This is a genomic window from Methanoregula sp. (genome assembly GCF_041663825.1).
In the GTDB taxonomy this organism is placed as follows: domain Archaea; phylum Halobacteriota; class Methanomicrobia; order Methanomicrobiales; family Methanospirillaceae; genus Methanoregula.
Genome location: NZ_JBAYLY010000038.1, coordinates 1 through 22,950 on the forward strand (window position 1 = coordinate 1; position 22,950 = coordinate 22,950).

A 22,950-nucleotide genomic window follows, 5' to 3' on the forward strand; every position below is an offset into this window, starting at 1 on the left:
AGGATCGATTCTTCATCAAATCCCTCAATTATTGCCATATTTTTATTTTTAGGCTCATTGTACAAAGATCTTGTGGTTGGTTTATAATGGAAGGGATCTGTTTTTTACTGCGGATTGTGGGGTATATGATACCATTATGGGATCCTGAATGATGCATGTTTTTTGCGTGCCGCTTTACAGTTGGAGCGAACCGTATCAAATGTTTTCCCCCATGGAACATCACGATCCTTGGCACTGCGAGTAACCCGATTATTATCCAAGCCGGGTGACGACGCTGACTTTTTTGGAATTTGCCAAAATTGAGTAGATATTAGGAGTGAAAATAGGGGAGTTATGGATAGATAAACTTAATAGCATTTCATAACATGGATAAGGTATGGTGAGACTGAAAAAATTATCCATTTCAAATTATAGGGGTCTTGATAATCTACAATATTCTCCTAAGCAAATCAATCTCATTATTGGCAGGAATAATACTGGAAAAACCTCATTAATGCATGCTATTGATTTTTTATTCTCAATGGGTATTCCTTCAGATTCTATTGTTTATCCCCATTTAGAGATAAAAAATGGTGCAACGACCGGAATAATAGAGAGTGATATTAACAAAATAAGATTTTTTAAGAGTCTTGAAAATATTGAAACAAAGTATCAAAATGCAACAAATGAAAAATTGAATTCTTTGATTGAAAAAACCCTTAAAACTTATAAAATTTACAAGGAAAACGAATTAAAAAATCTAATATTCAAGCATTTTGATTTTATGACAGTAATCGAATCGAATAATAAGATCCATTTTTTCCCATATTATAAAAAATTTCGACAATATGATAAAGCAGAAGAAAATTTTAAAAAAGAACTAAAGAAAATTCATCAAACTAAAAAAAGAGGAGTTGACGATAGGTTTGGGATTGATTTTTTCCGAACATTTTATACAGACTTATTCGAGAAGTCAAAACAGGGTAATGTAATTACATTGTCCGATGAAAATAAACTGGATACCAGTTTTTTGGAAGAACTCAATAAATTGAAAGATCTCGAAGATAGTGTAAGAGAGTCTAATATAATAGAGGGATTTGAAAAATTAATTGAAGAGGGTATCCTTTACAAAAAAGATAATGAATCCTATTGGTTACCTTATGGTCATTATGGTGAAGGAGTTCTTGTTTTCTTAAATTTAGTCTATAACATGATTAAAGCGAAAAATAAAATTTTATTAATTGAGGAACCTGAAAATCATTTACATCCCGGTTACTTAAAAATTATAGTCGAACAAATTTTTTTACTTTCGAAAAAATATAATGTTCAAATTTTTATGACATCCCATAGTTATGATCTAATTCAAGAAACTATTGATTATGCCAATAAATCAAAAAGAGGAAAGACCGTATTGATTTCCCTGATGGTTTTAGATAAGGGAATGATAAAAAAGATTGATTACGATATTTCCCAAGCCACAAAAAATGTGTATGAATTCAATAATGATTTAAGGGGAATTTGATTGACGGGACCTTATATTTTTTTATGTGAGGGTGATCACGATCAAGAGTGTATAGAAGAAATCTTGAAATCTCTATCAATAAAATATCTGCAATTTTCACACGATAAAATATTGAAAACCCGTGGGGGAGAACAAAAAATTATTCGCGATTTTTTGTTTGATTTTCATTCGCGACGCTATTCGAGGCATCTAAAAGCGATAATAAAGAATGAGAAAAATAAAGACAACTGCATTCATCAATTTTTGCAGATATTGAGATCAATTCCAAGTTCGGTAGAAATTTGTGTCTTACTTGATTCCGATAATAAGAAAACGTTGCGTGAATTACGAAAGAAACTTCGAGACGATTTAGGAATGAATTTAGATACTATATCGACATTTTGTTATTGTCTCTCTGAAGCACAAAAAATATTTATTATTCCAAAAAATTTAGAGATCGAAATTGAGAGATCAATTGGAAAAAAAATAGACCTATGCCGAGATAGAAGCAAACGATTGGCAATTGTTCGTGATTATCTATCAACTAATCCTGAATGGGTTCAAGAATTCAAAACTTGCTATAGATAGTCCTAATCTCAAGTCCTTTTGATAAATCCTTTTTCTGGGAATCGTTCGATCCGAGATTAATACGATTTTCCTAGGTTGTTCGCTCATGAATACTAGGATAGGGTTGGGAGATTCTCACCCTTCACTCCAACCACAAACCCTTCAACCCCCCAACCCCCACATTAAAAAAATGACCCGGGGGAGAAAACCGACCGCAGCCATTGACGAAGCAAAAAAGTTCGCTGAACGGATGGGCTACCGCTGGCAGACAAACGAACACCCGGACCTTCCTTACGATCTTTTTATCTTCAAACCGGGTGCTGCCTGTATTGTCCGGGTCCGGCAGACCCGGTACCAGATCAATCCGGACACGATGTATGAAGATCTCCTGCCGGACGATCTCCGCGAGGTCCGTGCGCTGCCATTTCCTCCCTGGATCCCCCGGGAACTCTGGCTCCGTACGCAGCACGAGCGGGTCTGGCGGCGGCTCCGTGTCCTGCCGACCGTTGTGTCTGAGATAGAGTGGTGGGGGCCTGACGATTACACCAACCCGCACGTCCGGTAGAGTGCTACGCCACTGTTCAGACAGACTCCCTTTATAAATGGGGGTGTGGCCGGACTCACGGTTTTCCATGATCGTTTCTCCGTCGGAGAGGTTCCGGGCCGGAACCGGGTCCCGGAAGTTCCAGTGGAAATAGTGCCAATCCTCTCCACGATTTTTGGTTTAAATCGGTATTTTTTGAAACAGGGCGTTTTAACGAAGAAAAAACCGTGCAATTTAGTGGCCTTCCTGTAATCGTGAAAAACCGGTCGATCTACAGGTTGTCCGGGATCTCACCTGCGACCGGAAGGGCATTACGGTCGAAAAATAAAGGGGGTTCCTGATCGGGAAAAATGCGATCGGGTTTTATGCGAAAATAGCGGGGATCTACTATTATTGTGCTTTTGGAACGACCGAAAGGGTATCCGGGAGGACAGATACGCTGTTTTTCAGTGATTTATCGACAGGAATTTTCTAAAATCTTCAGGAGAGCGTGCTCTTGGGGGCTCGCGCCCCCGCCGCACGGGCATCCCCCGGTTGCGATGGTGTCTCATACGGTGGAATGAGATTTGTGGCGGAGCGATCTTTCCCGAAAATTTGTTCGCTTGATCCGCTACGTGGGCGGCGGAACTTCTCGCTTGCGGAGGTATGGAGGAGGCATCAGCCCTCATCATTATCCCGGTTCAAATGCGGGGTTACTTTCGACTGTTCCACATTGTCCGCAAACGGGGAGGAAATCCATAATATGGTGAAAACATACGATAATTATGTCCAAAGTGGAGATTCGGCCGGTCGATGCACAGGGACGCATCACCCTGCCAAAAGCCTGGCGGAACCGGCACAAAACCAGCTCCGTGGTTATTGTGGACGAAAAGGACCGGCTGGAAATCCGACCCGCGAATACTGATCTTTCACGGTTCATAGATGCCGTTATCGTAGATGCAGAACATTTCGGCGACTACCACGAGCTTCGCAAGGAACTTAAGGAAAGTTACGGTTCATTGATGCCAATATTTTCATCTACGCGGTCTTAAAGTCGAAAATCTTCCATCGGATGCGTCAGGTAATTCTTAATAAATTCTACAAAGCAAAAAGTTGGACAATCCGGCCCGGCGATATATTTTTTTGAAAAGTTCAGGTTTTGAGTTAGGGATTCCGGAAAATAGTGCGACTTAACCGCTGAACAGTTTCAAAAAGTTTGCAAATGCTTGTGACAAATCCGGAAAAAGTCCGGCTCAGCAGATAAAAATTAAAAAAAAAAGTCCCGGGTTCCGGGCGGGCAATTTCCGGAAAATATCCGGCACCGGACCGGATATTTTTTACCGGCACCCGCTGACACAGCCCCTTATGAAACCACCACAGAAGCCGACTCATCGAACGGGTTTGTCCGCATCGCAAGCGAGAAGAGATACGGGTACTGGCCACGGATGTATTCCATGTACCGGAGCCACTCATCGATCAGCGCGGTATATACCCGGTTCGCATCGCGTTCGAGATGCACGCGATCGGCAGGGGGCAGGGTGGCGAGACCTTTGCGGGCTTTTAACTCCTCGGTCAGGTGGCCGAGCGCGAGCATAAGCCCGGTGAAGGACTCGTGCTCGAATACCATCGGGTTCTCCACGATCCGCAGAACAAACTCCTCGTGGGCGAACAGGAACTCCTGCAGGGTCTGCCGGTCAAGATGATCGATGCTGACGCCGCAGGGATGCGTTGTAAGGTACGCGTGCAGGTCCCGGAACTGCGCAGGAGTCCAGGTATCGCGTACCACGAGCTCGCGCCGCAACTCTGCCACCTTCGGATCTGCCCTGGCGAGCAGGGCAAGAAGCGGCGTGCCTTCAGTCGAGAAGAAGGTACCGATGACCAGGTTAAGTTTCTCCATGCGCTGCTGTTTCTCCCGCGACTCAAGCATCTCGTCGATGATCAGCGTAACGACCAGCACTTCGATCGGGAGAAACGCAATGTCGCCGACAAGATAGATCAGAATGTGCTGTGCGTCCTGGAAGATCAGGAAGTGGACGGTATAGAGCGCAAGGGAGAGCGTGACAAGCCCAAGGGCCACAAGCAGTTTCCACCGGGTATCCTCTTTCATCTGTTTTTCTCTTGGCCGTATGGACTATTAAGGTATTTATCACGGCCGATGCAGGGCCACAGATGCAATCGCCGGTTCATCCGGGAACAACCGCAAGGTCCAAAGCAGGTTGCGAAGGTGATTGTAGCACGGGCACGCTTATGCCGGCCGGTATCGGGGGAACAAACCGGTTTTGTTCCAGCGGGAAGATCACAACGGGAAAACAAGGGATGGCGGCGTATTAAGACACAGAGAAAACGGTGGTACAAATGCGAGGCGAAAAAACCATTACCGCGAGGAACGATCCCGGATTACGTCGGCATTTTATCCGGCAAACAATGAATAAATGCCTGAAAAAAGAAAAGGGTCCGGTTACTCCGCGCAAGGATGCGGCGACCAGATCGGGCAGCCGTGCCGTGCAAGCCGGAAGATCTTGGGTTCAGAAAGCGGGCAGCCGCCGGCATTACTGCACCGGGGCATCAGGAGCTCTGTCTGTTTTACAAAACCACTGCAGGTTTCACACTTAAAATTCGTAGCCATCAACCATCATCCTCTATTACGAAAAAACCGATATCCACCGGTTATTCCAACAGTTTTATCGAAAAAGACCTTATAGAGTTTTCGATGTTTGTTATATTTCGGCCGACAGGTTTAACATATTCAGTGTACTTCACACCCGGTAATGTCGCAAAGCGCGATGGCTTGAGGTTCCAATCCCCATTAAAAACCCGAATAAAGTCAAAGACTTCGCATCAAAGCGATGAAAATCTAAAAAACGTATACAACCTTTTTTTGTGAGCAGTGGAGGCCGTTCAGATTTCAGGACACAGATCCTAAAAAAAAGCATGTGAGAATCATGCCGTTACCGGAAGTTTGCATTTCTGGCAGGTATAGTAACTCAGGTCGTACTTTGTGTCAAGCGCTTCCCACTGCCGGTATTGCATGTCCGAAAGATGATCACTGTTCTTTTTGACATTCATCCATGCAATGGCATCCTTATAGTCAAGCGCCACGGCACTCATGGACCTGCCATTCCCGACAACAACTACTTCCGGCGTGGAATGCAGCCGGCCAGACGGGAAGATGGATGAGTCATCGGTGATAATGGTGGGTTCTGTCGTCTCGATCAGAGCATAGCCGGTTCCATTGTAATCGTAGGGAGAAGGAGCACTGATCCCGGCTGTCAGGTGATTCTCATCGGCAAACGAGAAGACCGCCGAGCCGAGACCGAGTTCATTTAAGAGCGAGGCAAGCAACAGCGATTTTTCACCACTTGTCCCTTTCCCGGCATAGAGCACTTCGTATGGGTACTGGTGCATCTGACCATCATAATAAGGAATATGCTGGACGAGGCTTGCGGCGATCCGTACCTGGTCTGACGGGTCGGCACTGATGCCTTTGATGGCCGCTGCGAGCGCCGCAATGGCCGGCTGCTGTTCGGGATCGTTTATGTAACTAAGGAAATACGAGCCGTTTCCCCCGCTCGACAAAGGCGCTGCTTTTTTCTGGTAGTCATTATAGACGGATGTCGAGAGCGTCAGGGGAATTATACCGGTCTTCCCGTTTAAAGTATAGGGATAATACTGCGCGATCGATCCGGCCGGAATCTCCACGGTCGTCTGGACAGACGGAGTGGCTTTTAGCGGGTGGGCGGCGGTCGGAACCGGGCTGGTCCCGTTGGGCGTTTCCGCAGGCGTCGCAGAAATTTCAGCAGCAGACGTGCCTGTAACGGTCGGGCTGACCTGCGCTACAGGTATGGCACTCGGGTTTTGCGCGGTACAGCCGGCAGTAATGACGGCAGCCATAAAAACGATGGCAATCATGAAGCAGGTGGTGAAAGAAGACATAGATCGGGGACTTCCAGAAAGCCGGGTACAGTTTTTCGTACCGGCAGAGGGTACTGTTTTAGCGCTCCGGGGAGATAAGGAATACGAACAAAGAAAGTGACGGAATTGTTGTGATCTTTTATACGGTGGAGCAACCTGCCGGGGGGAACCGCTGGTTTATCATAGGCCGGTACAAACGTTTTCCTAGAAACGATCGCGAGTATTCTGATGACCTCCCGCCCCGCTCATACTGATCCAAAACCCCACCGTGCCGTATTCTCGGTCACCACGCTCACCCAGCAGTTCCCGGAACCGGCGGTCGTCCCGGCAGGTGCACTCTTTGTGCTCGTTTCCGACAAGGGTGTGGCTATCCGCGATGGCGATATACCGCAGATCTATGCGGAGGCCTGTCCGCTGCCCTCCAACCTCGCCACCGGTCTTGTTGAATATCTCGGGCACCGGGGCACGGTTCCCTGCTACGCGGCAGAACTGCCGGAGGGTGCCCCCGTTCCGGAGGGGCGGGTTATCTCCGGTGTGCGGGAACTCTACGGCAGGATACCGGACGAGGATGTCGCCATAGCAGCCTTTGCAGTAAGGATTATTACGTCTGCAAAAGCGACACGGTTCTGCGGCCGGTGCGGGACTGCGACCGCGCCGGTTTTCTTAGAGCGGGCAAAGAAGTGCCCGGCCTGCGGCCTTGTTGTCTATCCACGCATCTCGCCGGCGATCATTGTTCTCATCACCCGGGGCGAAAAGATCCTGCTCGCCCGTTCGCCCCGGTTCCCGGCCGGGATGCACAGCGTGATCGCCGGCTTCGTAGAATCGGGCGAGACGCTGGAGCACGCCGTCCATCGCGAGGTAAAAGAAGAAGTGGGCCTCGTGGTAAAAAACCTCAGGTACTTCGCGAGCGAACCCTGGCCGTTTCCCGATTCCCTCATGATCGGGTTTGTTGCCCAGTACGCAGAAGGTGAGATCGAAATCGACGACAACGAGATTATCTCGGCAGGCTGGTTTGGCCGTGACAACCTCCCGCCGCTTCCCGCACCCATGAGCATTTCACGGGCGCTCATCGACCGTTGGGTGGACCGGGGAAATATGCAGTCTTAAAACGCGAAAACCCTTTTTTTATGAGGTAATATCAGAAAAAATCAGGAAAATAACGCACGGTGCTCATGCGTGCAGCCGGCGATTCGGGTAACTGCAGGCGATATAAACATAGATATAATATTAGGCCTTTTAATTCTGTTAGAGAGCAATGGAGACGAATTCTGAACCATCAGGTACAGATGAAGACATCCATGGTGGAGAGAGTGCCATCGATATCTTCATTCTCTGTAAAGATGACCGGGATTCCCAGCAGCTAATCGGGCAGCTGACCCCCCAGGGGTACCGGATCACTCTTTTTACCGAAAGCACGGATCTGCTTGAGAGTATCCGGGCAGGAAAACCCAACCTTCTCATCTGCGACACCACCAGCCCGGAACTGGACGGTTATAATGTCTGCCGGGAGATAAAAACGGATGATGATCTCTGGAAGATCCCCGTGCTCCTCGTCACCGGAGTCGCAAGCCTTGGCGACCTCTTAATCGTTCTTGACAGCAATGCAGACAACTTTATCGCGCGTCCGTATGATCCCCCCTATCTTCTCTCACTTGTCGATCTGATGCTCACGTCCCCGGTCGAAAAACCGGATCCGGAGAAAATCAGAACGCAGTTCAAGATACATCACGAAGACCGCGATTATGTGATCACGGCAGATCGCAGGAAACTTTTGGAATTCTTACTCTCCTCATTTGAGATGGCAGTCGGCCGGGCCGCAGAACTGGGACAGACACAGAGAGCGCTTGACGGCCTGAAATCCACGCTCGAACGCCGGGTAGTAGAGCGGACCAGCGAACTTGGCACGGAAATTGCCCGGCTCCAGACAATCACAAACGGGCAGGCCCGGGATCTGGAAACTGCGAGAAACGCACTTGCCGGGCAAAAAAAAGAGGGAGATGCACTGCGCTCCCGTCTTGAAGAGCGCGAGACGGTCGTTACCGGGACAAAGGCAGAACTGGCTACACTCACGCAGGAACTGGAAACAACCCGTGCCCGGTTTGCAGAAGCAGAAGATACAATCCGTACGCTCGGGACTGAAAAGGATGAACTCGAACATGCCCTTCGCGGCGATGCAGAGACCCTGAACCGGGATCTCGAACAGACCCGCGTTGATCTGACGGCGGCAAAAAAAGAACTCGCAGAGGTCTCCGGTCACCGGGAGGCGCTGGAGACACAACTTACCGGGCTCACGCAGGACTATGAAGAATCAAAAAGGGCGCTTGGCACCCGCTCGATGGAGATCGAGCAGCTCAAGAGTGACCTCGCTGGCGAGAAGAGCCGGGCAGAGGCTGCAGAGCTGGAAGTCAAATCCGTCCTTTTAGAGAAAGGCCGGTCCGAGCAGGATCTCCGGCTGATGGTAGAGGACATCACCGAAAAGGCAAAGCAGCAGTCACAGGAATGCCTGCGGCTCACCGATGAACTGGCCGCAGAAAAAGACCGCCGGACCCGTGCCGAGCAGCAGTACAGCGAACTCGCTCAGGAAGCGGCAAAAAAAGAGGCGGGTTTTGTCGCTGAAAAAGGGACGCTCATGGAGCATCGTGACACGCTCCAGCAAAAGTACGACACGCTCACGGAATCGGTAGGAGCCGAGCGCCAGAAAAGCACGACACTCGAATCCAACCTCGTGCGTATAACCTCAGTTAAGGATCAGATCGCAGGTGAACTACAGGCATTAAAAGAACGACTCGATACTACTGTCGCCTCCCTTGAAGAGGAAAAACGCCTGCGTGCCGGCGCGGAAACGAGCGTAAAAGAGATTGCGGAGGCAAAGGACATCGAGGTACGGGCACTCAACACGAGTCTCGGTGAAGTCCGGCAAGACCTGGAGAAAACCCGGGACGATCTGAAGAGTGCAGAACAGGAGCGGGATGCCACAGCTGCTGCGCATAAGAGTCTCAGTGACGAATTGGCCTCGGTCGTACTCGCAAAGGCGCAGTCCGATAAGCTGACCCGCTCAGCTGCGTCCGAGATGGAGCAGATCCGGGAAGAACTGGAGACCGAGCGGCGGGTGCGCCATGATGCCGAAGAGAAACTATCAGAGGTAACTCTCGCGAAAGGGAATATCGAGCAAACATCTAATGCCAGATGTGAACAGGCCGCAGAAAAGGAACGTGAACTCCTCGCTAAAGTTCAGGACCTTTCGGATAATCTCACATCTGAACAAGAAGCGCGGCGCACAGCTGAAGAGAAACTCTCCGAGGTAACTCTTGCGAAAGGGAACATCGAGCAAACCGTAAATGCCAGATGTGAACAGGCCGCAGAAAAGGAGCGTGAACTCCTCGCTAAAATCCAGGACCTTTCGGATAATCTCGCATCTGAACAAGAAGCGCGGCGCACAGCTGAAGAGAAACTCTCCGAGGTAACTCTTGCGAAAGGGAATATCGAGCAAACCGTAAATGCCAGATGTGAACAGGCCGCAGAAAAGGAGCGTGAACTCCTCGCTAAAGTTCAGGACCTTTCGGATAATCTCGCATCTGAACAAGAGGCGCGGCGCACAGCTGAAGAGAAACTCTCGGAGGTAACTCTTGCGAAAGGGAATATCGAGCAAACCGTAAATGCCAGATGTGAACAGGCCGCCGCAAAGGAACGGGAACTCCTCGCTAAAGTTCAGGACCTTTCGGATAATCTCATATCAGAGCGCGAGGCGCATAGTACGGCAGAGGAGACGCTCGCGCGTGTGGCCCGTGAGAAGGAACTGGTGGAACAACAACTGCGGGCCATAACGGGTACAAAGGCAACAGAAGACGCGCACCGTGAAGCCAATCTTAAAAAACTCGGGGACGATCTCAAAATTGCACTTGACCGTCAGCGATCGCTTGAAGAACAGCTCCGCGATGCCGAGCGGGAGCAGGCAACAAAAGAGGCAGCACTCCGGGCCCTCTCGACAGAGATCGAGGAAGCCGACGCTGCACTTGCAGCAGAAAAAGAAGAGCGTCATGCGGCACAAGAGGAGTGTGCAGTGGCAAAAGACGCCCTTGCAGCCCTCAGGAAAAGCACCCGGATCTCACCTGCAATAATAGAAGAAATTCCGGTACAAAACCACGCGATGGTCGCAAAAGGGCCGGACCTTCCCGCCGTGATCATGCATGGGCCACAGGCACTTTCCCGTAAAGAGATAAATTTCCCGGTGCCAGTACAGCAGCCGGCGCTTGCACATTTAAAAAAGACCGAAGCCCCCGCAGGAACAGGTGCGTCGCAGGTCAGGATCCAGAGTGTTGAAGACCTCTTTGAAGAGTCCAAAGAACTCGATGTCAGCGACTTACCGGATGCAACCCCGGTTTCCGCTGTTCCGGGTGATGTGGGAGAAAGGGATCTTTTTGAACCTGACGTGAATAATGAAACAGATACACCCGGGGATAACAGCATTGAACCGGATGCTGGTGAACCTGGCGAAGCAGGGAATATTGCAGCAGGCAAAGAAACCGGTGATGATGAGACGGGTGAAACCGGTGGTGAACCTACCTCCGGGGGGGATCAGGTACCAGAAACAATCAGTCCGGCATTCAGCCGCCAGCAGTGGTTCGATCTCATGAAATGGGCGCACAATACAGATGCACTTACTCACGCGGACCGGATTAAGATCGTCAAGCTCGGACGGCTGCTCCAGAGAGGCCGGCGGATAACAGGACGGCAGGAAGCGCAACTGGAAGAGCTCGTTACACTTGCCTTTACAAAGGGATACCGGCCAAAAGAGTGAGCGACCCGGATTACCCGTCTTTTTTAGTGAAGTAAACGTTGTAAAGGTCAGATGGGCCCGTACTTTTTTTAGCCATCGTTAATCATTCAGGTACTTTTCGCAGGGGAGGGTATCTTCACGTCACCTGCCGATCCGGGATCACACCGTATCGAGATTTCCGAAAAGTACACCATGGTACCAAGGCAGATGCCAAGACCGGCAATACTGATCGGCAAAAAGAGTTCGGGTGCAAGAATCCCCAGGTTATCGAGGCCGAAAAAAACGAGGAGCACCGTGCAGTGCTGGATATGGTACTGGGCGATCCGGGGATCGGTCTTGTCGCAGGGACGGATGGAACCGGAAACCATCCAGGGGCTGAACGGGAAGAACGGGAAAATACCTTTTCTCGTGCAGAGATCTTCGACCAGGTGGAGTCCCATGCCCAGAATTACACCGCCAAGAAATGCAGCGGCCGATCGGGTAATGAGGACATTGCCGGTTGCATATGACGGGATAAGCAGGAGTACACACGTGCACGCATACACAAACAGGACACCGGGAATTGAGTGGATCAGCCTTTTATCCGCGGGATCCGGAACCGGATGCCGGGTGTGAGAATAGATCCGGCACAGGGCCGGCGCGTAGATCCTCCGGGGAAACTGCACGATCAGCCAGGCAACCGTGCGGAGCGAATGATGTTTTGGCCGGGTCATTTGGATGTCCGGTAAAAGTACACCGATGCAGGTACCGGCGATGACGAGTGCCATCATGAGCGGGTTTGACAGAAAGAAGGCGCTACAGAGAATAAGAGCGCACATCAGGGCAAGTGCCATATGATGCCGGGTGATCATGACGGGATCCTCCTCACGTATATAGCGCTCCAGAAATGACCGAAATGATTTCCGGTTCGTGGAGCGGCCTGTTTTGGGTTCAATGAAAAAGGGACCGGAGGCCAGTAAAAACCGAATCTGGCACACGTGGTTCCTTGTATTTTACCAGATAATTCTGGGCGGTATTTGCATATAAGTATTAGGATTGTACTTATTTTTTGTAAAAATAAATTAAAATTGTTTAACATTGATCTATCAAAAAGGCTTATTTGCCACGTTCAGGGGCCCGGAACACTCACATCTCCATAATACCGCAGTATTATTTGTGTTAACCCGGTCGGTCAAGGTAACTACAAATAGTATCTTTCTTAAAAAAATAAAACAAAATTCTTAATTAGTCTCCGGTGAAAGTATATCTGGAAAAATTAATTCAGAGGATTGTGAAGTCATGAAAAAAACACTGACACCATCTAAACTTGCCCTCATCAGTATGGTTTTCGGACTCCTGCTTGTATCGGCACTCTTTGCCGGCTGCACGCAGAGCACGACAAGTACCCCGGCCACCACCGTTGCAACTACGGTACCGGTAACCACGGTAGCCACACCCGTAGCAACAGCCACAACCGCTGTCCCGACCAAGGTTGTAACGACCGCGACACCGGCCCCGACCTACACAGCAACGCAAGGCAACCTTGTCGCCTATACCGCAGCATCGTTATCCGGTGCATCCCCGGCAATTAGCTCGGCATTTACCGCAGCTTACCCCCCCCATAAGGTTGTCTTTAACCTTGACGGGACCCAGGCCTTAAAGACCCAGGTTGAAGCTGGTGCTTACGCTGATGTCTTTATCTCGGCAAGCAACGCCTACACAAACACCCTCAAGAGCGAGAACTACTTTGTCAACGACTCAGTAAAGACGCTGACGACAAACTACGTGATTGTCATTCTGCCCGCATCCAACCCGGCGAACATCAAGTCTCTCTCTGACCTTGCTAAACCCGGTGTGAAGATTGCCATGGCAGCAGGTACCGTCCCGGTCGGTACCGCGACAGCTGCGGTCATAAACAACAGTGCAAACTCCTCGTATGGTCAGACCTGGAAGACGGCAGTGATTAAGAACGTCGTGACCTATGAGACTTCCGAGCCCTCCGTTGCGACCAAGGTGTCCCTTGGCGAAGTTGATGCAGGATTTGTGTACCAGTCCACGGCAACCGCAGCGGCAAAAGGAACGTACCAGTCCATCACCATCCCAAAGAAGGACAACTATCTCCAGACCTACACGATAGGGATCCTCAAGGGGAGCTCCAACAAGGCTGTCGCAGCCGAATTCGAGCAGTTCATGCTCTCCTCAGCCGGCCAGCAGATCCTTGCGCAGTACGGATTTACCTCCCCATAAATCTTTAAAAAATTACAACTTTTTTTTATTATGAGCCGGGCCGGCCGGCAGACCTGCCGGAAAAGAAGCGCGGACACATGATACCAAAACGGTTCCGGCCAAAAAATTACCGACGCAACCTTACGTATCTTGCCGCAGGTATCCTGATCGTTGGGGTTACGCTGTACCTTGCCCTGCCGATTCTCGCACTCTTTATCCGGATCTCGCCGGACATGTTTTTTGCCACCATCCACGACCCCGAGGTGATAAGTGCACTCTGGCTGAGCCTTTTTACGACATGTATCACCCTTGCCGTGGTTATCCTTGTCGGGACGCCGTTTGCCTATTACCACTGCCGGTACTCATACCCGGGAAAAGTTGTCGTGGATACCCTTATCGATCTCCCGCTTGTCCTTCCACCGGCCGTCGCTGGTGTCGCACTTCTCGTCCTCTATGGCCGGGTCGGGCTTCTTGGCAAATACTTCAACATGCTCGGGATCCCGCTTGCATTTACCACGCTTGCGGTAATCATGGCGCAGATCTTTGTCGCATCCCCGTTCTATCTCCGTCAGGCAAAGTCGCTCTTTGAACAGCTGGACCCGGCCTACGAGCAGACTGCACGGACGCTTGGGGCCTCGTCGCTGCGAACCCTGACACTTGTCACCCTCCCCATGACGGCAAGCGGTCTTATTTCGGGCGCGGTCATGACCTTTGGCCGGGCGCTCGGGGAGTTTGGCGCGACGATCATGTTTGCCGGCAACCTGCCCGGGGTGACCCAGACCATGCCGCTCGCAGTGTACGTGGGCATGCAGGGCAATGTCAATGTCGGGCTGACGATCTCGATCCTGCTTGTAATCATCTCGTTTACGATCATGATCGCAGTTCGCATAATCCAGAAGAGGGAGGCGGAACGTGCTTGAAGCAGTGATGGTAAAACGACTCCGCGATTTTACTCTTGACTTCGCACTTACCGTGCAACCCGGGGAGATTATGGTACTGATGGGGGGAAACGGGTCCGGCAAGTCAACCACACTCAATATTATCTCGGGCCTGATTGAGGCCGATACCGCGACGATTACCCTGAATAATCAGTGTCTCTGCAGGACTAAAGATGATGTCGACGTTCCGGTCGAAGATCGCCGGATCGGGTATGTCCTCCAGAACTCCGCCGTATTTCCCTGCATGACCGTACGCGACAACGTTGCATTCGGCCTTCGCGCCCGGCACATCGGGCGCTCTGTCATAGCAGAACGCGTCGCGCTCTGGATGGACCGTATGCACATTGGAGACCTTGCCGATGTCAAAGCCGGGAACCTTTCCGGTGGGCAGAAGCAGAGGGTCGCGCTTGCCCGGGCCCTTGTCATCGAACCCGGTCTCCTGATGATGGACGAGCCTTTCACCGCACTTGACGTGGAGAGCACGCAGGCCGTAAAGGATCTCACGCGCCGGTTTGTAAAAAAGATACAGATACCCTGCATTGTCGTAACGCACCGGGTAACCGACAGTACAGACATTGGCGACCGGGCCTGCGTGCTCTGCCAGGGCAGGAAAGAGTGGGAGGGTATCCCAAGCGAGATGCCGGAGATCTGTTCTGTCTGCCACTGCAAGTGAACGTGAAACGGCCCCTGCCTGAAAAAGGGTGCATCCCGACATTTTTTTCGACCAACCCTGAAAGGATCGTCATGTGCAACAATAATCCGACGTCGAATTGCTTTTTTAGTTTTCTCTTTTTTTATGCATGAGAGAAGTAAAAGCCGGCAGGCTTAAAGCAGGCCGCTTCCCACGGATAGTAGGAACGAGAGGCCATTATCTGATCCCTGCACAGGATCATGAAGACTTGTGATGAGGAAAGATCCATGAAAAAGAAAAATCAGCCACAGAAAACTGAATCTGATGGACGGCTCCTGTTTGTCCTTGTCGGGGCCGTGATCCTTGCCGCCATTTTAGTTGCGGTCATCGTGCTTACGACCCCTGATAATTTAAAATCTACCGATACTATCCGCATCGGTGCGATTTACAACCTGAACGGGTCGCAGTCGTCCCTTGATATTCCCTCCGCACAGGGGGCACGGCTTGCCGCGTGGGAGGTAAACGAACGCGGCGGCATACATGGCAGGAACATCAACCTGATCCTGTACGATGGCAGGACAAATACGACTGAGATCGCTGCGGCAGCTTCCCGGCTCATCAACGAAGATCACGTGCAGGTACTGATTGGTATGAGCGATTCAGATATGGTGCTCCCGGCCGCACAGGTTGCAGCAAAGTCCGGCGTTGTTTTTGTTACGTCCGGTGCGACTTCACCGCTCCTTCCGGCACAGGTGCCAGGCTATCTCTACCTTTCCTGTTTTGCGGATAACACCCAGGCAGCAGCAGCAGCGGAATTTGCAGAGTCCGATTTGCACGCAACAACGGCTGCCGTCATCACGGACCGTTCGATGGAATATACGCGCCTTCTCTCACGGTATTTCACGGAACGGTTCACTACGGGAGGGGGAAATATTACCAGTAGCGTACTGTATGAGGGTGGAGCGGCGACATATTCCTCTGCCAGTATCAAATCAGGGATTGGCACTACCCATCCCGATGTCGTGTTTGTCGCATGCGGGCCGGCGGACTGCGGCGCCGTGATCCGTGCGGTGCGGGAAGCGGGGATCACTGCCCCCATAATTGGCGGGGACTCGCTTGATTCGCCTCAGCTGGCAGGCACGATCGGGCCGGGTGCAGACCAGGTCTATTATACAACCCATGCCGATATCAGCACGTCATCAAATGACAAGGCAGTGACTGCATTTATCAAGCGGTATTACACGGAGTTCGGAGAGGAACCGAATGCCTTTTCCGCGCTCGGATACGATGCGGTAAACGTGGTGGCACAGGCAATGACTGCATCCCCGTCATCAGCGGACCTGCGTGAAGGGCTCTCTGCCGTACAAGGGTACGATGGGCTCACCGGCACGATATCGTACCGGAACCAGTCGCAGGTACCGGATAAGTCCGTGACATTGATGGAGATCAAAAACGGCACGGTGGTTGCGATTGGCGAACGGATGCCACGGCTCGTTCCGGCACCGTAGGTGACCTGTACGGGAATACGAGGGGGTTTAGGATTTTCCGGCAGAGGGGGACCAGATGTGTGAACCTGTCAAAATAACAAAAATCTGATGGGGGCTCCTCTGGACCAACAATAAACTGCAAAACCATTTTCAATGCGGGTCTTATCATCCGCACCATTTCATGTAATGAAACGTTATATCTGGTATAATCCTAAAACCAGATTCATACCCCAAGACCGGGGAGTCCTGATGATATGATCCTTCACACCCTCACCCTGACGTTTGACACCAGCCGTCCGGTCCACGGCTCTGCGCCGGAACTACGCGAGTATTTTGCGAGGAAGTTTGCCGAATATACCGAACTCCACCGGCAGGAAGATGAAACGTTCATCCACCGGTACCCGGTCGTGCAGTCTAAAATAATTAAGGATTTTCCCACCGTCATTGGCATCAACGAAGGGGCCGTGTTCCTCAAAGAGCTTGCCGATGAATCACGGGAAATACAAGTGGGCCCGGATACGTACCGGATTGCCGAACACGATATTTCCATCCGGGATGAAGAGTTCGGACTTTCGGATACAAGTCACTCATATGAATTTGCCACACCGTGGCTTGCACTCACCCAGGAAAATTACAAGAGGTTCTACAAGCTCACGGGAAAACCTGCACGGGATGAATTTGTACAGAAGATATTGGTCGATACCATCCTCTCGCTTTCAAAATCACTGGATTATGACGTTACCGCTCCTGTTACCTGTGACACGAATCTTCATTTCCAGAAAGATCGGCTCAAAGGTGTCAGCGTCATGACATTTACGGGAAAATTTCAGGTAAATTTCCTGATACCGGATTATCTTGGAATCGGGAAATCGGTCTCGCTGGGGTATGGAGCGGTGAGAAGGATTTACCGGGGGATTCGGAAAGGGTAATCGGGTTTGATAATTCCGGGCCGCCGGAGTTTGCGTGCTACCCTCGTGCAGAAATTATAAAACATGCTTTCCCTGATATCTGATAACAACAGGTTCGCAAGAGTATTTTGTGGATGGTTCTGGTTAGCGGTATCAGGATGCCGGGAGGATCCGTACGACCAGTGTATCCATAACCCGTTTTCAGCAGGATCACGCGACCCGGTACCGGCCGGTCATGGTCCTCCTTTTAGATGATCCCGGTCTTCCGCAGCCATAACCCGATCGCCACGTACAACAAGACCGCCATCGCAATGCAGGCAACAATCCCGCCCACCAAAAGATAATTCCCGGTTAGGAATGCCCGTACCATCATAACCGCCAGCCGGAGGATCCCGTACGCCACAAGCACAATGCCTGCATAAAAGATCACGAAGGCAATGACGCCAGACACCACAAGGTCATCCATGGCAGTACCTCATTCCAGATACTCCGCCAGTATCTCGTCGTAAAGCCGTCTGGTGTTTGCCGAGGTCTTTGGCATCGCCGGGAATCCCCGGTACCGCCGGGCCAGCTCGAGGTCGTCTTTAAGATCCAGATGATTCTGGTCCTGCGAATGATACCAGCCATTCTGCTCGTAGTACCACGAGAGGTACTCCTGTTCGGTCTGACCAGGGGTCGGGATCAACAGCGCCCGGTCCTTCCCGAGCTCGGCAAGTTCCATCATGGTCGTGTATCCCGAACGGCAGATCACGCACTGCGCCCGGTTCATCAACTCAACCTTCTCTTCCGTGGACACATACGAGACGCAGGTCCAGTCCCCGATCCGGGTCGCTGCCCGTGGCTTCTGCGGGCTGCCCAGCAGCACGACACCGGAGCCGTCGAGGTTTTTTAAGTTAGCAAGAATGGTCTTTTCAAGAAACGTCCGCTGCGGCTCGGGTCCTGAAATCACCACAAGATAATCGAGATCCTGCGTGCACGCGATCTGTCGGGTGCCGGACAGGATGCCCGAGAAGAAGACCCGTTCACGTGCTACATCCGTTTGAGGCCGGGAGAGTTTGCCGGCAAGGGAGAGCGGACCCGGGGGATTGTCGGGTACGATGATGCGGTCGTACCGCTCATGGAGGTTCTGGTTGACCAAGATCCCGAGGCACTCCACCGGCCAGTACAGGAGCGGCAGGTGGTAGTGGAGCTGGTGGGAAATAAAGATCGAGGGGACCCTGGAAGAGTAGACCCCCAGCCGGTTGTCGCTGATGACAAGGTCGTACCGGTCTTTTGCCAGGATCGCCTCGAGGGTCGCGTGCTCCCGTACCGTTGCCCGGAACAGGAATGGCAGGGTCGCGCAGAACTTCGGGATAAAGAGGTGCCCGGAACCAAAGGGGATCGGGTAATCCGGGTACTCGATCCAATGGCAGTCCGGAAATTCCTTCCTGAGCACCGAAAGGGCGTTGCCGCACGCAGCGATCGTCACCTCGTGGCCGTGTGCAAGCAGTGTCCGGATCACCGGGATGTCGCGCGTAGCGTGGCCAAGCCCCCAGTTCAGCGGTGATACCAGCACGTGCGCCATTTGGATACTTCCTGAACTATCATTTACCAGTAGAGTATATTGAGATGCTTGTCGTCCTGCCGGAACATTTACGGAAAATAATCACGCTGGCCCGGTTGTATCCACGTGGCAGTTATATCTCAAGCATTAGTTCGTTTTCCCGCAGCCAGGCTTTATGGATCTCATAATCTGGCATTGCAGACCGGACTTTTTCCCAGAACCGGGGCGAATGATCCGGCTGGCGCATGTGGACAAGTTCGTGAACGATCACGTAATCGATCACTTCGGGAGGGGCAAGGATAAGACGCCAGCAGAACGAGAGCGTCCCTGATGTGCTGCACGAGGCCCAGCGCCGCCGGGTATCTGAGATCCGGATCTTTTTTGGCCGAAAATCAAGAATTGCGGAATATCCGGCAACCCGGGCCGGGAGAATCTCCTTTGCCTTCTGTACATACCAGTCCTGCAGGAGATTACGGATCTCCGGCATCCGTCGCTCGCCCACGTACAGTTTTTCACCAAGAGAGATCCCGGTATCGCTGCCGGATAATATTCCGAGGCAATACGTTTTCCCTAAAAAAAGGAAAGGCTCTCCATTGACGAATTCTTTTTTTTGCGGGACCGGACGACTTCTTATTTCAGCCATCTTCTTTTCGATCCAGTCCTGCTTTTCACGGACCAGGTCTAAAATACAGCTGTCCGTGGCCCGGAGTGGCGCCCGTACTATCAGGGCCGCATCTTTTGTAATCTCAAGCGAGATGGTCCGGCGGCGCGACCGGATAATTTTTGCGGGCAAATGAGATTCCATGGCGTGGCACTCATCAAATTAAAATTATTGCATCGTTTGTCCTGAAGTAGATTTGTTGAGATATCCCTTCAAAAGAGTCCCGGATATGAAATCAGGAGTTCAACAATAAAACCGTTCCCGCATAACAAAAATCTCTCTTTAATTAAAGGTCTACTTGTTAGGTCGTTGCAGAGACTTTTTCAATTCGGCATTTGGGTAAATTGACCTTTAAAATATCGTTGAAAATTTATCAGAACACATACCCTTGGGAATTTCGATTACCTCAGTACTTCTCTATTTTCAAGTTAGATGAAGAACCACCAAAAATTCGTATAAGCCAGATCTGGAAGCGGAAGTATCTTTTTTAACAGCCACCCCCCCACCCCCGGGCCACAAGAGGGGGGGTATCATGCTTTTAAAAAATCGGTCGGGGGTCAGGGTACCTCTCCTTTTTGGGAGCGGGGGTACCCCTTTAGCAAGAAAAGAGGCCCCTGCCCCCACTAAGCAATCGGCCGGCAAAACATACCTTCAGACGATGGCTCCACGCGAAGTACAGGTTTTGGGAATGCAGGAAAGGGGGGGCAGGTCTCCTCTTATGCCCGGACAGGAGGGTGGGGGTATCATGCTTTAAAAAAAATTGGTCGGGGGGTCGGGGTACATCTCCTTTTTGGGAGTGGGGGGTGCCACTCCGGGCTTGCCAGGTGGGGGTACCCCCAAGGGTCCGGGAATCGCTTCGGCAAGTCCTGTTAAAATTCTGATGTTTGCAAAGGAAAATTTAGAGAAGTACTGTAACTGGCAAAATGCAGGATTTGCTTGTACTATTTACAACCGCAAAACTAATCGCAGATCGTATAAAAACAGGGTTTAAAAAAATCCTCCATTGTACGCGAATTCTGCTATCGAGTTGATTTTTTTTTAACTTGTGCAACTGCCTCATATTCTCTTTAATAATTCTGCTTTCTTCGCATCAAATTCCTGTTCTGTGATGATCCCCGCATCTCTTAATTCGGCTAATTTTTGTATGAGTTCGGGTATTGATTCAACGGGAGGGATTGCTTGTACCGGAGCACTTTTAGGTTGTTTAACCGGAGGAATCTCTCTTATGGTATTACGTAAAGGATCAGTCGTTGTTTTCAGGGTATCAGGATCATTTACCCGGATTATTGCAGTCTTTTGATCCTCTGAAACTTTATCATCCGCGTCTGTTCTTCCGGGAGGTTCTGCCATATTCTCGTCATTTACCGGGAATCTTGTGACTACAGAGGGGACTTTGTAAGGTACTCCGGATCCACCGGTCATAGGGCCGGCAATACCCTGCTCGTAAATTTTCTTCAGATAGGAAACCTGCTCCGCTTCGTGTAATGCTTGTCGGGAAGAAAATTCTGTGAGGATTTTTTGTGCGGTCTTTGGATCAGGTATGCCATAAAGACAATCGAGGGGAGATTGCGATGCCTCCTCGCGACCTTTTGCAAACATGATCCCACCTCCAAAGTTATCCTTTTGCCCTGCTGCACCAATTCCCCGTAAAGAGGTTTCTTCACCCCATCGCATGCTGCTGACAGGGATTACCGTTCCAAAATTGTAACGGGAACCAAAGAAGTTTTGCTTCAGCACAACCATGCCAATCTGGGAGTGTGGGAGAAGGTGTTCCTGTTTTTTCCAGATGCCTCCACGAAAAGATACCCCCGCCCCGGTGATCGTATAGTGAATCGACTTCCTGAACTTTTCGAGCCATGCAAGGGCAATAATTGTTGCAATAATACTGAATGGCTGGACAAGAAATGCGATCCATTGCAGGTATAACAGGAATTTATCCTGCACGACCCCGGTCCCGGTTGCTATAACGAGCAAAAGCCCAACGGCCCCGCTCAGGGTCAATGTCAAAGCAACGCCGGTCCACATTTCGGCTATTCTCAAAGACCATCCGATAGCAGCAACAATAATGAAAATTCCGACGGGTGCAATCATTAAGACGGATATGTTTGTCCCATATGAGAGAGCGGAACTTATACCATTCATTGAACCGGGAAAAAGTGTACTTGTTGCGCCTTGTGATGCCAGTGTTCCGTTTAAGAGCAGTAAATCATTTATTGAACTCCCGGAGCCCGTTACATCTCCCATTGTGCTGCTCACGGCTGTAGAAAAAGTACTGATAATAATATCCAGGAGATATCGTATAATTATCGAGACAAAAACCAGGATACAAGGAGTGAATGCCAGGATATACTTAAATATAAAACTCCTTTTTTCCGGGCTTGTTTCGAGGAGGATCTGGTCGGCACTCTCACCTTGTTGAGTATTTGCATCTTTTTTTATCGATTGTACAATTTCGTTTATTTTCATTTTTCTCTATGAATTCATAAATAGATAACACAATTTGAAATGTATTCCTATTTGATTTTCATGTGTCCTATCCCAAAATTATCTGATATGACATATGAGGTAGTGTATCAGAAAGTGCTGGTAAAAAGTGAAGATGCCCTCAATCCAACAATAATCTGGAAACAAAGAGGACCCGGGCAATAAATTTCAGCAGCATCGTACCAGATTATCATACAGATGCCGCTGATTTTACAGCAAATTGTTTGCACTATAAAGCAACGACCTCAAAACAGTGTCGGGTAATTTTTTTGATATCTGCAACAGAACGCTAAAAAATTATTAGATATTAAGTCTGTCGGGAGGTATTTACAGGAGTTTCATCAAACAACCGGAGAAAATACATAACCCTTTAACGTACAATAGAAAAACACATTTTTGATATGCAGTAAGGAGACACCCACTATGGCATCGATACGAGCCCAAGCAACTATCCTGATAATACTTACCTTCCTCCTCATAGCGCCGGCCCTTGCCGGGACAAAATACCTGGACGGCAGCCCGGATCTGACTGCGTATACAGCGGGAACCAACGAATATGCGGCCGGCGGCGACATCCAGATTGCGGTAGTAATAGAAAACAACGGCATGAGCCTGAACAAGCAGGTGGCATCGGGCACCATCGACCGCGACGATCCCCCCACTACGGCAAAGTATGTCACGGTCACGATGTCAGCCGGTGACGCCCCGCTGGTTATAAAATCCGATCCGCAGATGATCGGCGATCTCAAAAGCCAGACCCGGAAAACGGTGACCTTCCATGCAAAGGTGAACCCGGATGCACCCGCCGGCACGTATACTGTTCCGCTGAACATC

19 protein-coding genes and 1 pseudogene are annotated in these 22,950 nt (G+C 50.3%); 12 read left to right on the top strand and 8 right to left on the bottom strand.

The annotated features are described in order from the left end of the window. The first annotated feature begins 376 nt into the window (after window positions 1-376). The 4 genes from WCX19_RS13230 to WCX19_RS13245 all read left to right on the top strand — a co-directional run bounded on the left by WCX19_RS13230 (window position 377) and on the right by WCX19_RS13245 (window position 3,622). Entirely contained in the window at window positions 377-1,501 is a 1,125-nt protein-coding gene (locus WCX19_RS13230) for an ATP/GTP-binding protein (RefSeq protein ID WP_373008909.1), read from the top strand. Further along, entirely contained in the window at window positions 1,502-2,068 is a 567-nt protein-coding gene (locus WCX19_RS13235; RefSeq protein ID WP_373008911.1) for a hypothetical protein, read from the top strand. Window positions 2,069-2,237: 169 nt separating this feature from the next. Continuing rightward, window positions 2,238-2,612 carry a hypothetical protein gene (locus tag WCX19_RS13240; protein WP_373008913.1) on the top strand — a complete coding sequence of 125 codons (375 nt, stop codon included), beginning with the start codon at window positions 2,238-2,240 and terminating at the stop codon, window positions 2,610-2,612. Window positions 2,613-3,355: 743 nt separating this feature from the next. Then, the gene (locus WCX19_RS13245; protein WP_373008915.1) at window positions 3,356-3,622 is read left to right on the top strand and encodes an AbrB/MazE/SpoVT family DNA-binding domain-containing protein; all 267 of its coding nucleotides are present in this window, start codon (window positions 3,356-3,358) and stop codon (window positions 3,620-3,622) included. Between the two features lie 311 nt (window positions 3,623-3,933). Here WCX19_RS13245 and WCX19_RS13250 read toward each other — a convergent pair whose 3' ends face one another. The 3 genes from WCX19_RS13250 to WCX19_RS13260 form a co-directional block, all read right to left on the bottom strand. After that, window positions 3,934-4,677: a hypothetical protein gene (locus WCX19_RS13250; protein WP_373008917.1), complete on the bottom strand. Its 744-nt coding sequence runs from the start codon at window positions 4,675-4,677 to the stop codon at window positions 3,934-3,936. Between the two features lie 351 nt (window positions 4,678-5,028). Continuing rightward, entirely contained in the window at window positions 5,029-5,196 is a 168-nt protein-coding gene (locus WCX19_RS13255; RefSeq protein ID WP_373008919.1) for a hypothetical protein, read from the bottom strand. A gap of 314 nt (window positions 5,197-5,510) precedes the next feature. Continuing rightward, the gene (locus WCX19_RS13260; protein WP_373008921.1) at window positions 5,511-6,503 is read right to left on the bottom strand and encodes a hypothetical protein; all 993 of its coding nucleotides are present in this window, start codon (window positions 6,501-6,503) and stop codon (window positions 5,511-5,513) included. A gap of 207 nt (window positions 6,504-6,710) precedes the next feature. Here WCX19_RS13260 and nudC point away from each other — a divergent pair, with 207 nt between their 5' ends. Together nudC and WCX19_RS13270 are read left to right on the top strand one after the other, a co-directional pair. After that, window positions 6,711-7,589, top strand: a complete 879-nt coding sequence (gene nudC, locus WCX19_RS13265; protein ID WP_373008923.1) for an NAD(+) diphosphatase — start codon at window positions 6,711-6,713, stop codon at window positions 7,587-7,589. A gap of 148 nt (window positions 7,590-7,737) precedes the next feature. Next, window positions 7,738-11,280, top strand: coding sequence for a response regulator (locus WCX19_RS13270; protein ID WP_373008925.1), 3,543 nt, complete (start codon window positions 7,738-7,740; stop codon window positions 11,278-11,280). Between the two features lie 86 nt (window positions 11,281-11,366). Here the strand turns inward: WCX19_RS13270 and WCX19_RS13275 are convergent, their stop codons facing one another. Continuing rightward, the gene (locus WCX19_RS13275; protein ID WP_373008927.1) at window positions 11,367-12,110 is read right to left on the bottom strand and encodes a metal-dependent hydrolase; all 744 of its coding nucleotides are present in this window, start codon (window positions 12,108-12,110) and stop codon (window positions 11,367-11,369) included. A 427-nt stretch (window positions 12,111-12,537) separates the two neighbouring features. On the opposite strand from WCX19_RS13275, the gene modA reads away from it, so the two are divergent. From modA to WCX19_RS13300, 5 genes are all read left to right on the top strand, one after another. Continuing rightward, window positions 12,538-13,485, top strand: coding sequence for a molybdate ABC transporter substrate-binding protein (modA, locus tag WCX19_RS13280; protein WP_373008929.1), 948 nt, complete (start codon window positions 12,538-12,540; stop codon window positions 13,483-13,485). A 77-nt stretch (window positions 13,486-13,562) separates the two neighbouring features. Next, complete coding sequence (locus WCX19_RS13285) at window positions 13,563-14,384, top strand: ABC transporter permease (RefSeq protein ID WP_373008931.1); 822 nt, start codon at window positions 13,563-13,565, stop codon at window positions 14,382-14,384. Next, entirely contained in the window at window positions 14,377-15,075 is a 699-nt protein-coding gene (locus WCX19_RS13290; protein ID WP_373008933.1) for a sulfate/molybdate ABC transporter ATP-binding protein, read from the top strand. The genes WCX19_RS13285 and WCX19_RS13290 overlap by 8 nt, the downstream gene beginning before the upstream one ends. A 245-nt stretch (window positions 15,076-15,320) precedes the next feature. After that, the gene (locus WCX19_RS13295; RefSeq protein WP_373008935.1) at window positions 15,321-16,541 is read left to right on the top strand and encodes an ABC transporter substrate-binding protein; all 1,221 of its coding nucleotides are present in this window, start codon (window positions 15,321-15,323) and stop codon (window positions 16,539-16,541) included. A 233-nt stretch (window positions 16,542-16,774) separates the two neighbouring features. Next, window positions 16,775-17,449 carry a CRISPR-associated endonuclease Cas6 gene (locus WCX19_RS13300; protein WP_373008937.1) on the top strand — a complete coding sequence of 225 codons (675 nt, stop codon included), beginning with the start codon at window positions 16,775-16,777 and terminating at the stop codon, window positions 17,447-17,449. A 226-nt stretch (window positions 17,450-17,675) separates the two neighbouring features. On the opposite strand, the gene WCX19_RS13305 is transcribed toward WCX19_RS13300, so the two are convergent. The 4 genes from WCX19_RS13305 to WCX19_RS13320 form a co-directional block, all read right to left on the bottom strand. Further along, a complete protein-coding gene (locus WCX19_RS13305) occupies window positions 17,676-17,894 on the bottom strand; it encodes a hypothetical protein (protein ID WP_373008939.1) in 219 nt (72 codons plus the stop codon). 9 nt (window positions 17,895-17,903) lie between these two features. Continuing rightward, window positions 17,904-18,992, bottom strand: a complete 1,089-nt coding sequence (locus tag WCX19_RS13310) for a glycosyltransferase (RefSeq protein WP_373008941.1) — start codon at window positions 18,990-18,992, stop codon at window positions 17,904-17,906. A 112-nt stretch (window positions 18,993-19,104) separates the two neighbouring features. Continuing rightward, entirely contained in the window at window positions 19,105-19,776 is a 672-nt protein-coding gene (locus WCX19_RS13315) for a M48 family metallopeptidase (RefSeq protein ID WP_373008943.1), read from the bottom strand. A gap of 912 nt (window positions 19,777-20,688) precedes the next feature. Further along, window positions 20,689-22,098 (bottom strand): SHOCT domain-containing protein, encoded by a 1,410-nt coding sequence (locus WCX19_RS13320; RefSeq protein ID WP_373008945.1) that lies wholly within the window; start codon window positions 22,096-22,098, stop codon window positions 20,689-20,691. A 441-nt stretch (window positions 22,099-22,539) separates the two neighbouring features. Between WCX19_RS13320 and WCX19_RS13325 the strand changes: the two are divergent. Continuing rightward, a pseudogene (locus WCX19_RS13325) lies at window positions 22,540-22,950 on the top strand (S-layer protein); the annotation flags it as partial.

What these genes read in the sequence shown, in the direction of transcription:
- WCX19_RS13230 (WP_373008909.1), top strand. Translation starts at nt 377, where the DNA reads ATGGTGAGACTGAAAAAATTATCCATTTCAAATTATAGGGGTCTTGAT.
- WCX19_RS13240 (WP_373008913.1), top strand. Translation starts at nt 2,238, where the DNA reads ATGACCCGGGGGAGAAAACCGACCGCAGCCATTGACGAAGCAAAAAAG.
- WCX19_RS13245 (WP_373008915.1), top strand. Translation starts at nt 3,356, where the DNA reads ATGTCCAAAGTGGAGATTCGGCCGGTCGATGCACAGGGACGCATCACC.
- WCX19_RS13250 (WP_373008917.1), bottom strand. Translation starts at nt 4,677, where the DNA reads ATGAAAGAGGATACCCGGTGGAAACTGCTTGTGGCCCTTGGGCTTGTC.
- WCX19_RS13255 (WP_373008919.1), bottom strand. Translation starts at nt 5,196, where the DNA reads ATGGCTACGAATTTTAAGTGTGAAACCTGCAGTGGTTTTGTAAAACAG.
- WCX19_RS13260 (WP_373008921.1), bottom strand. Translation starts at nt 6,503, where the DNA reads ATGTCTTCTTTCACCACCTGCTTCATGATTGCCATCGTTTTTATGGCT.
- nudC (WP_373008923.1), top strand. Translation starts at nt 6,711, where the DNA reads ATGACCTCCCGCCCCGCTCATACTGATCCAAAACCCCACCGTGCCGTA.
- WCX19_RS13270 (WP_373008925.1), top strand. Translation starts at nt 7,738, where the DNA reads ATGGAGACGAATTCTGAACCATCAGGTACAGATGAAGACATCCATGGT.
- WCX19_RS13275 (WP_373008927.1), bottom strand. Translation starts at nt 12,110, where the DNA reads ATGATCACCCGGCATCATATGGCACTTGCCCTGATGTGCGCTCTTATT.
- modA (WP_373008929.1), top strand. Translation starts at nt 12,538, where the DNA reads ATGAAAAAAACACTGACACCATCTAAACTTGCCCTCATCAGTATGGTT.
- WCX19_RS13285 (WP_373008931.1), top strand. Translation starts at nt 13,563, where the DNA reads ATGATACCAAAACGGTTCCGGCCAAAAAATTACCGACGCAACCTTACG.
- WCX19_RS13295 (WP_373008935.1), top strand. Translation starts at nt 15,321, where the DNA reads ATGAAAAAGAAAAATCAGCCACAGAAAACTGAATCTGATGGACGGCTC.
- WCX19_RS13300 (WP_373008937.1), top strand. Translation starts at nt 16,775, where the DNA reads ATGATCCTTCACACCCTCACCCTGACGTTTGACACCAGCCGTCCGGTC.
- WCX19_RS13305 (WP_373008939.1), bottom strand. Translation starts at nt 17,894, where the DNA reads ATGGATGACCTTGTGGTGTCTGGCGTCATTGCCTTCGTGATCTTTTAT.
- WCX19_RS13310 (WP_373008941.1), bottom strand. Translation starts at nt 18,992, where the DNA reads ATGGCGCACGTGCTGGTATCACCGCTGAACTGGGGGCTTGGCCACGCT.
- WCX19_RS13315 (WP_373008943.1), bottom strand. Translation starts at nt 19,776, where the DNA reads ATGGAATCTCATTTGCCCGCAAAAATTATCCGGTCGCGCCGCCGGACC.
- WCX19_RS13320 (WP_373008945.1), bottom strand. Translation starts at nt 22,098, where the DNA reads ATGAAAATAAACGAAATTGTACAATCGATAAAAAAAGATGCAAATACT.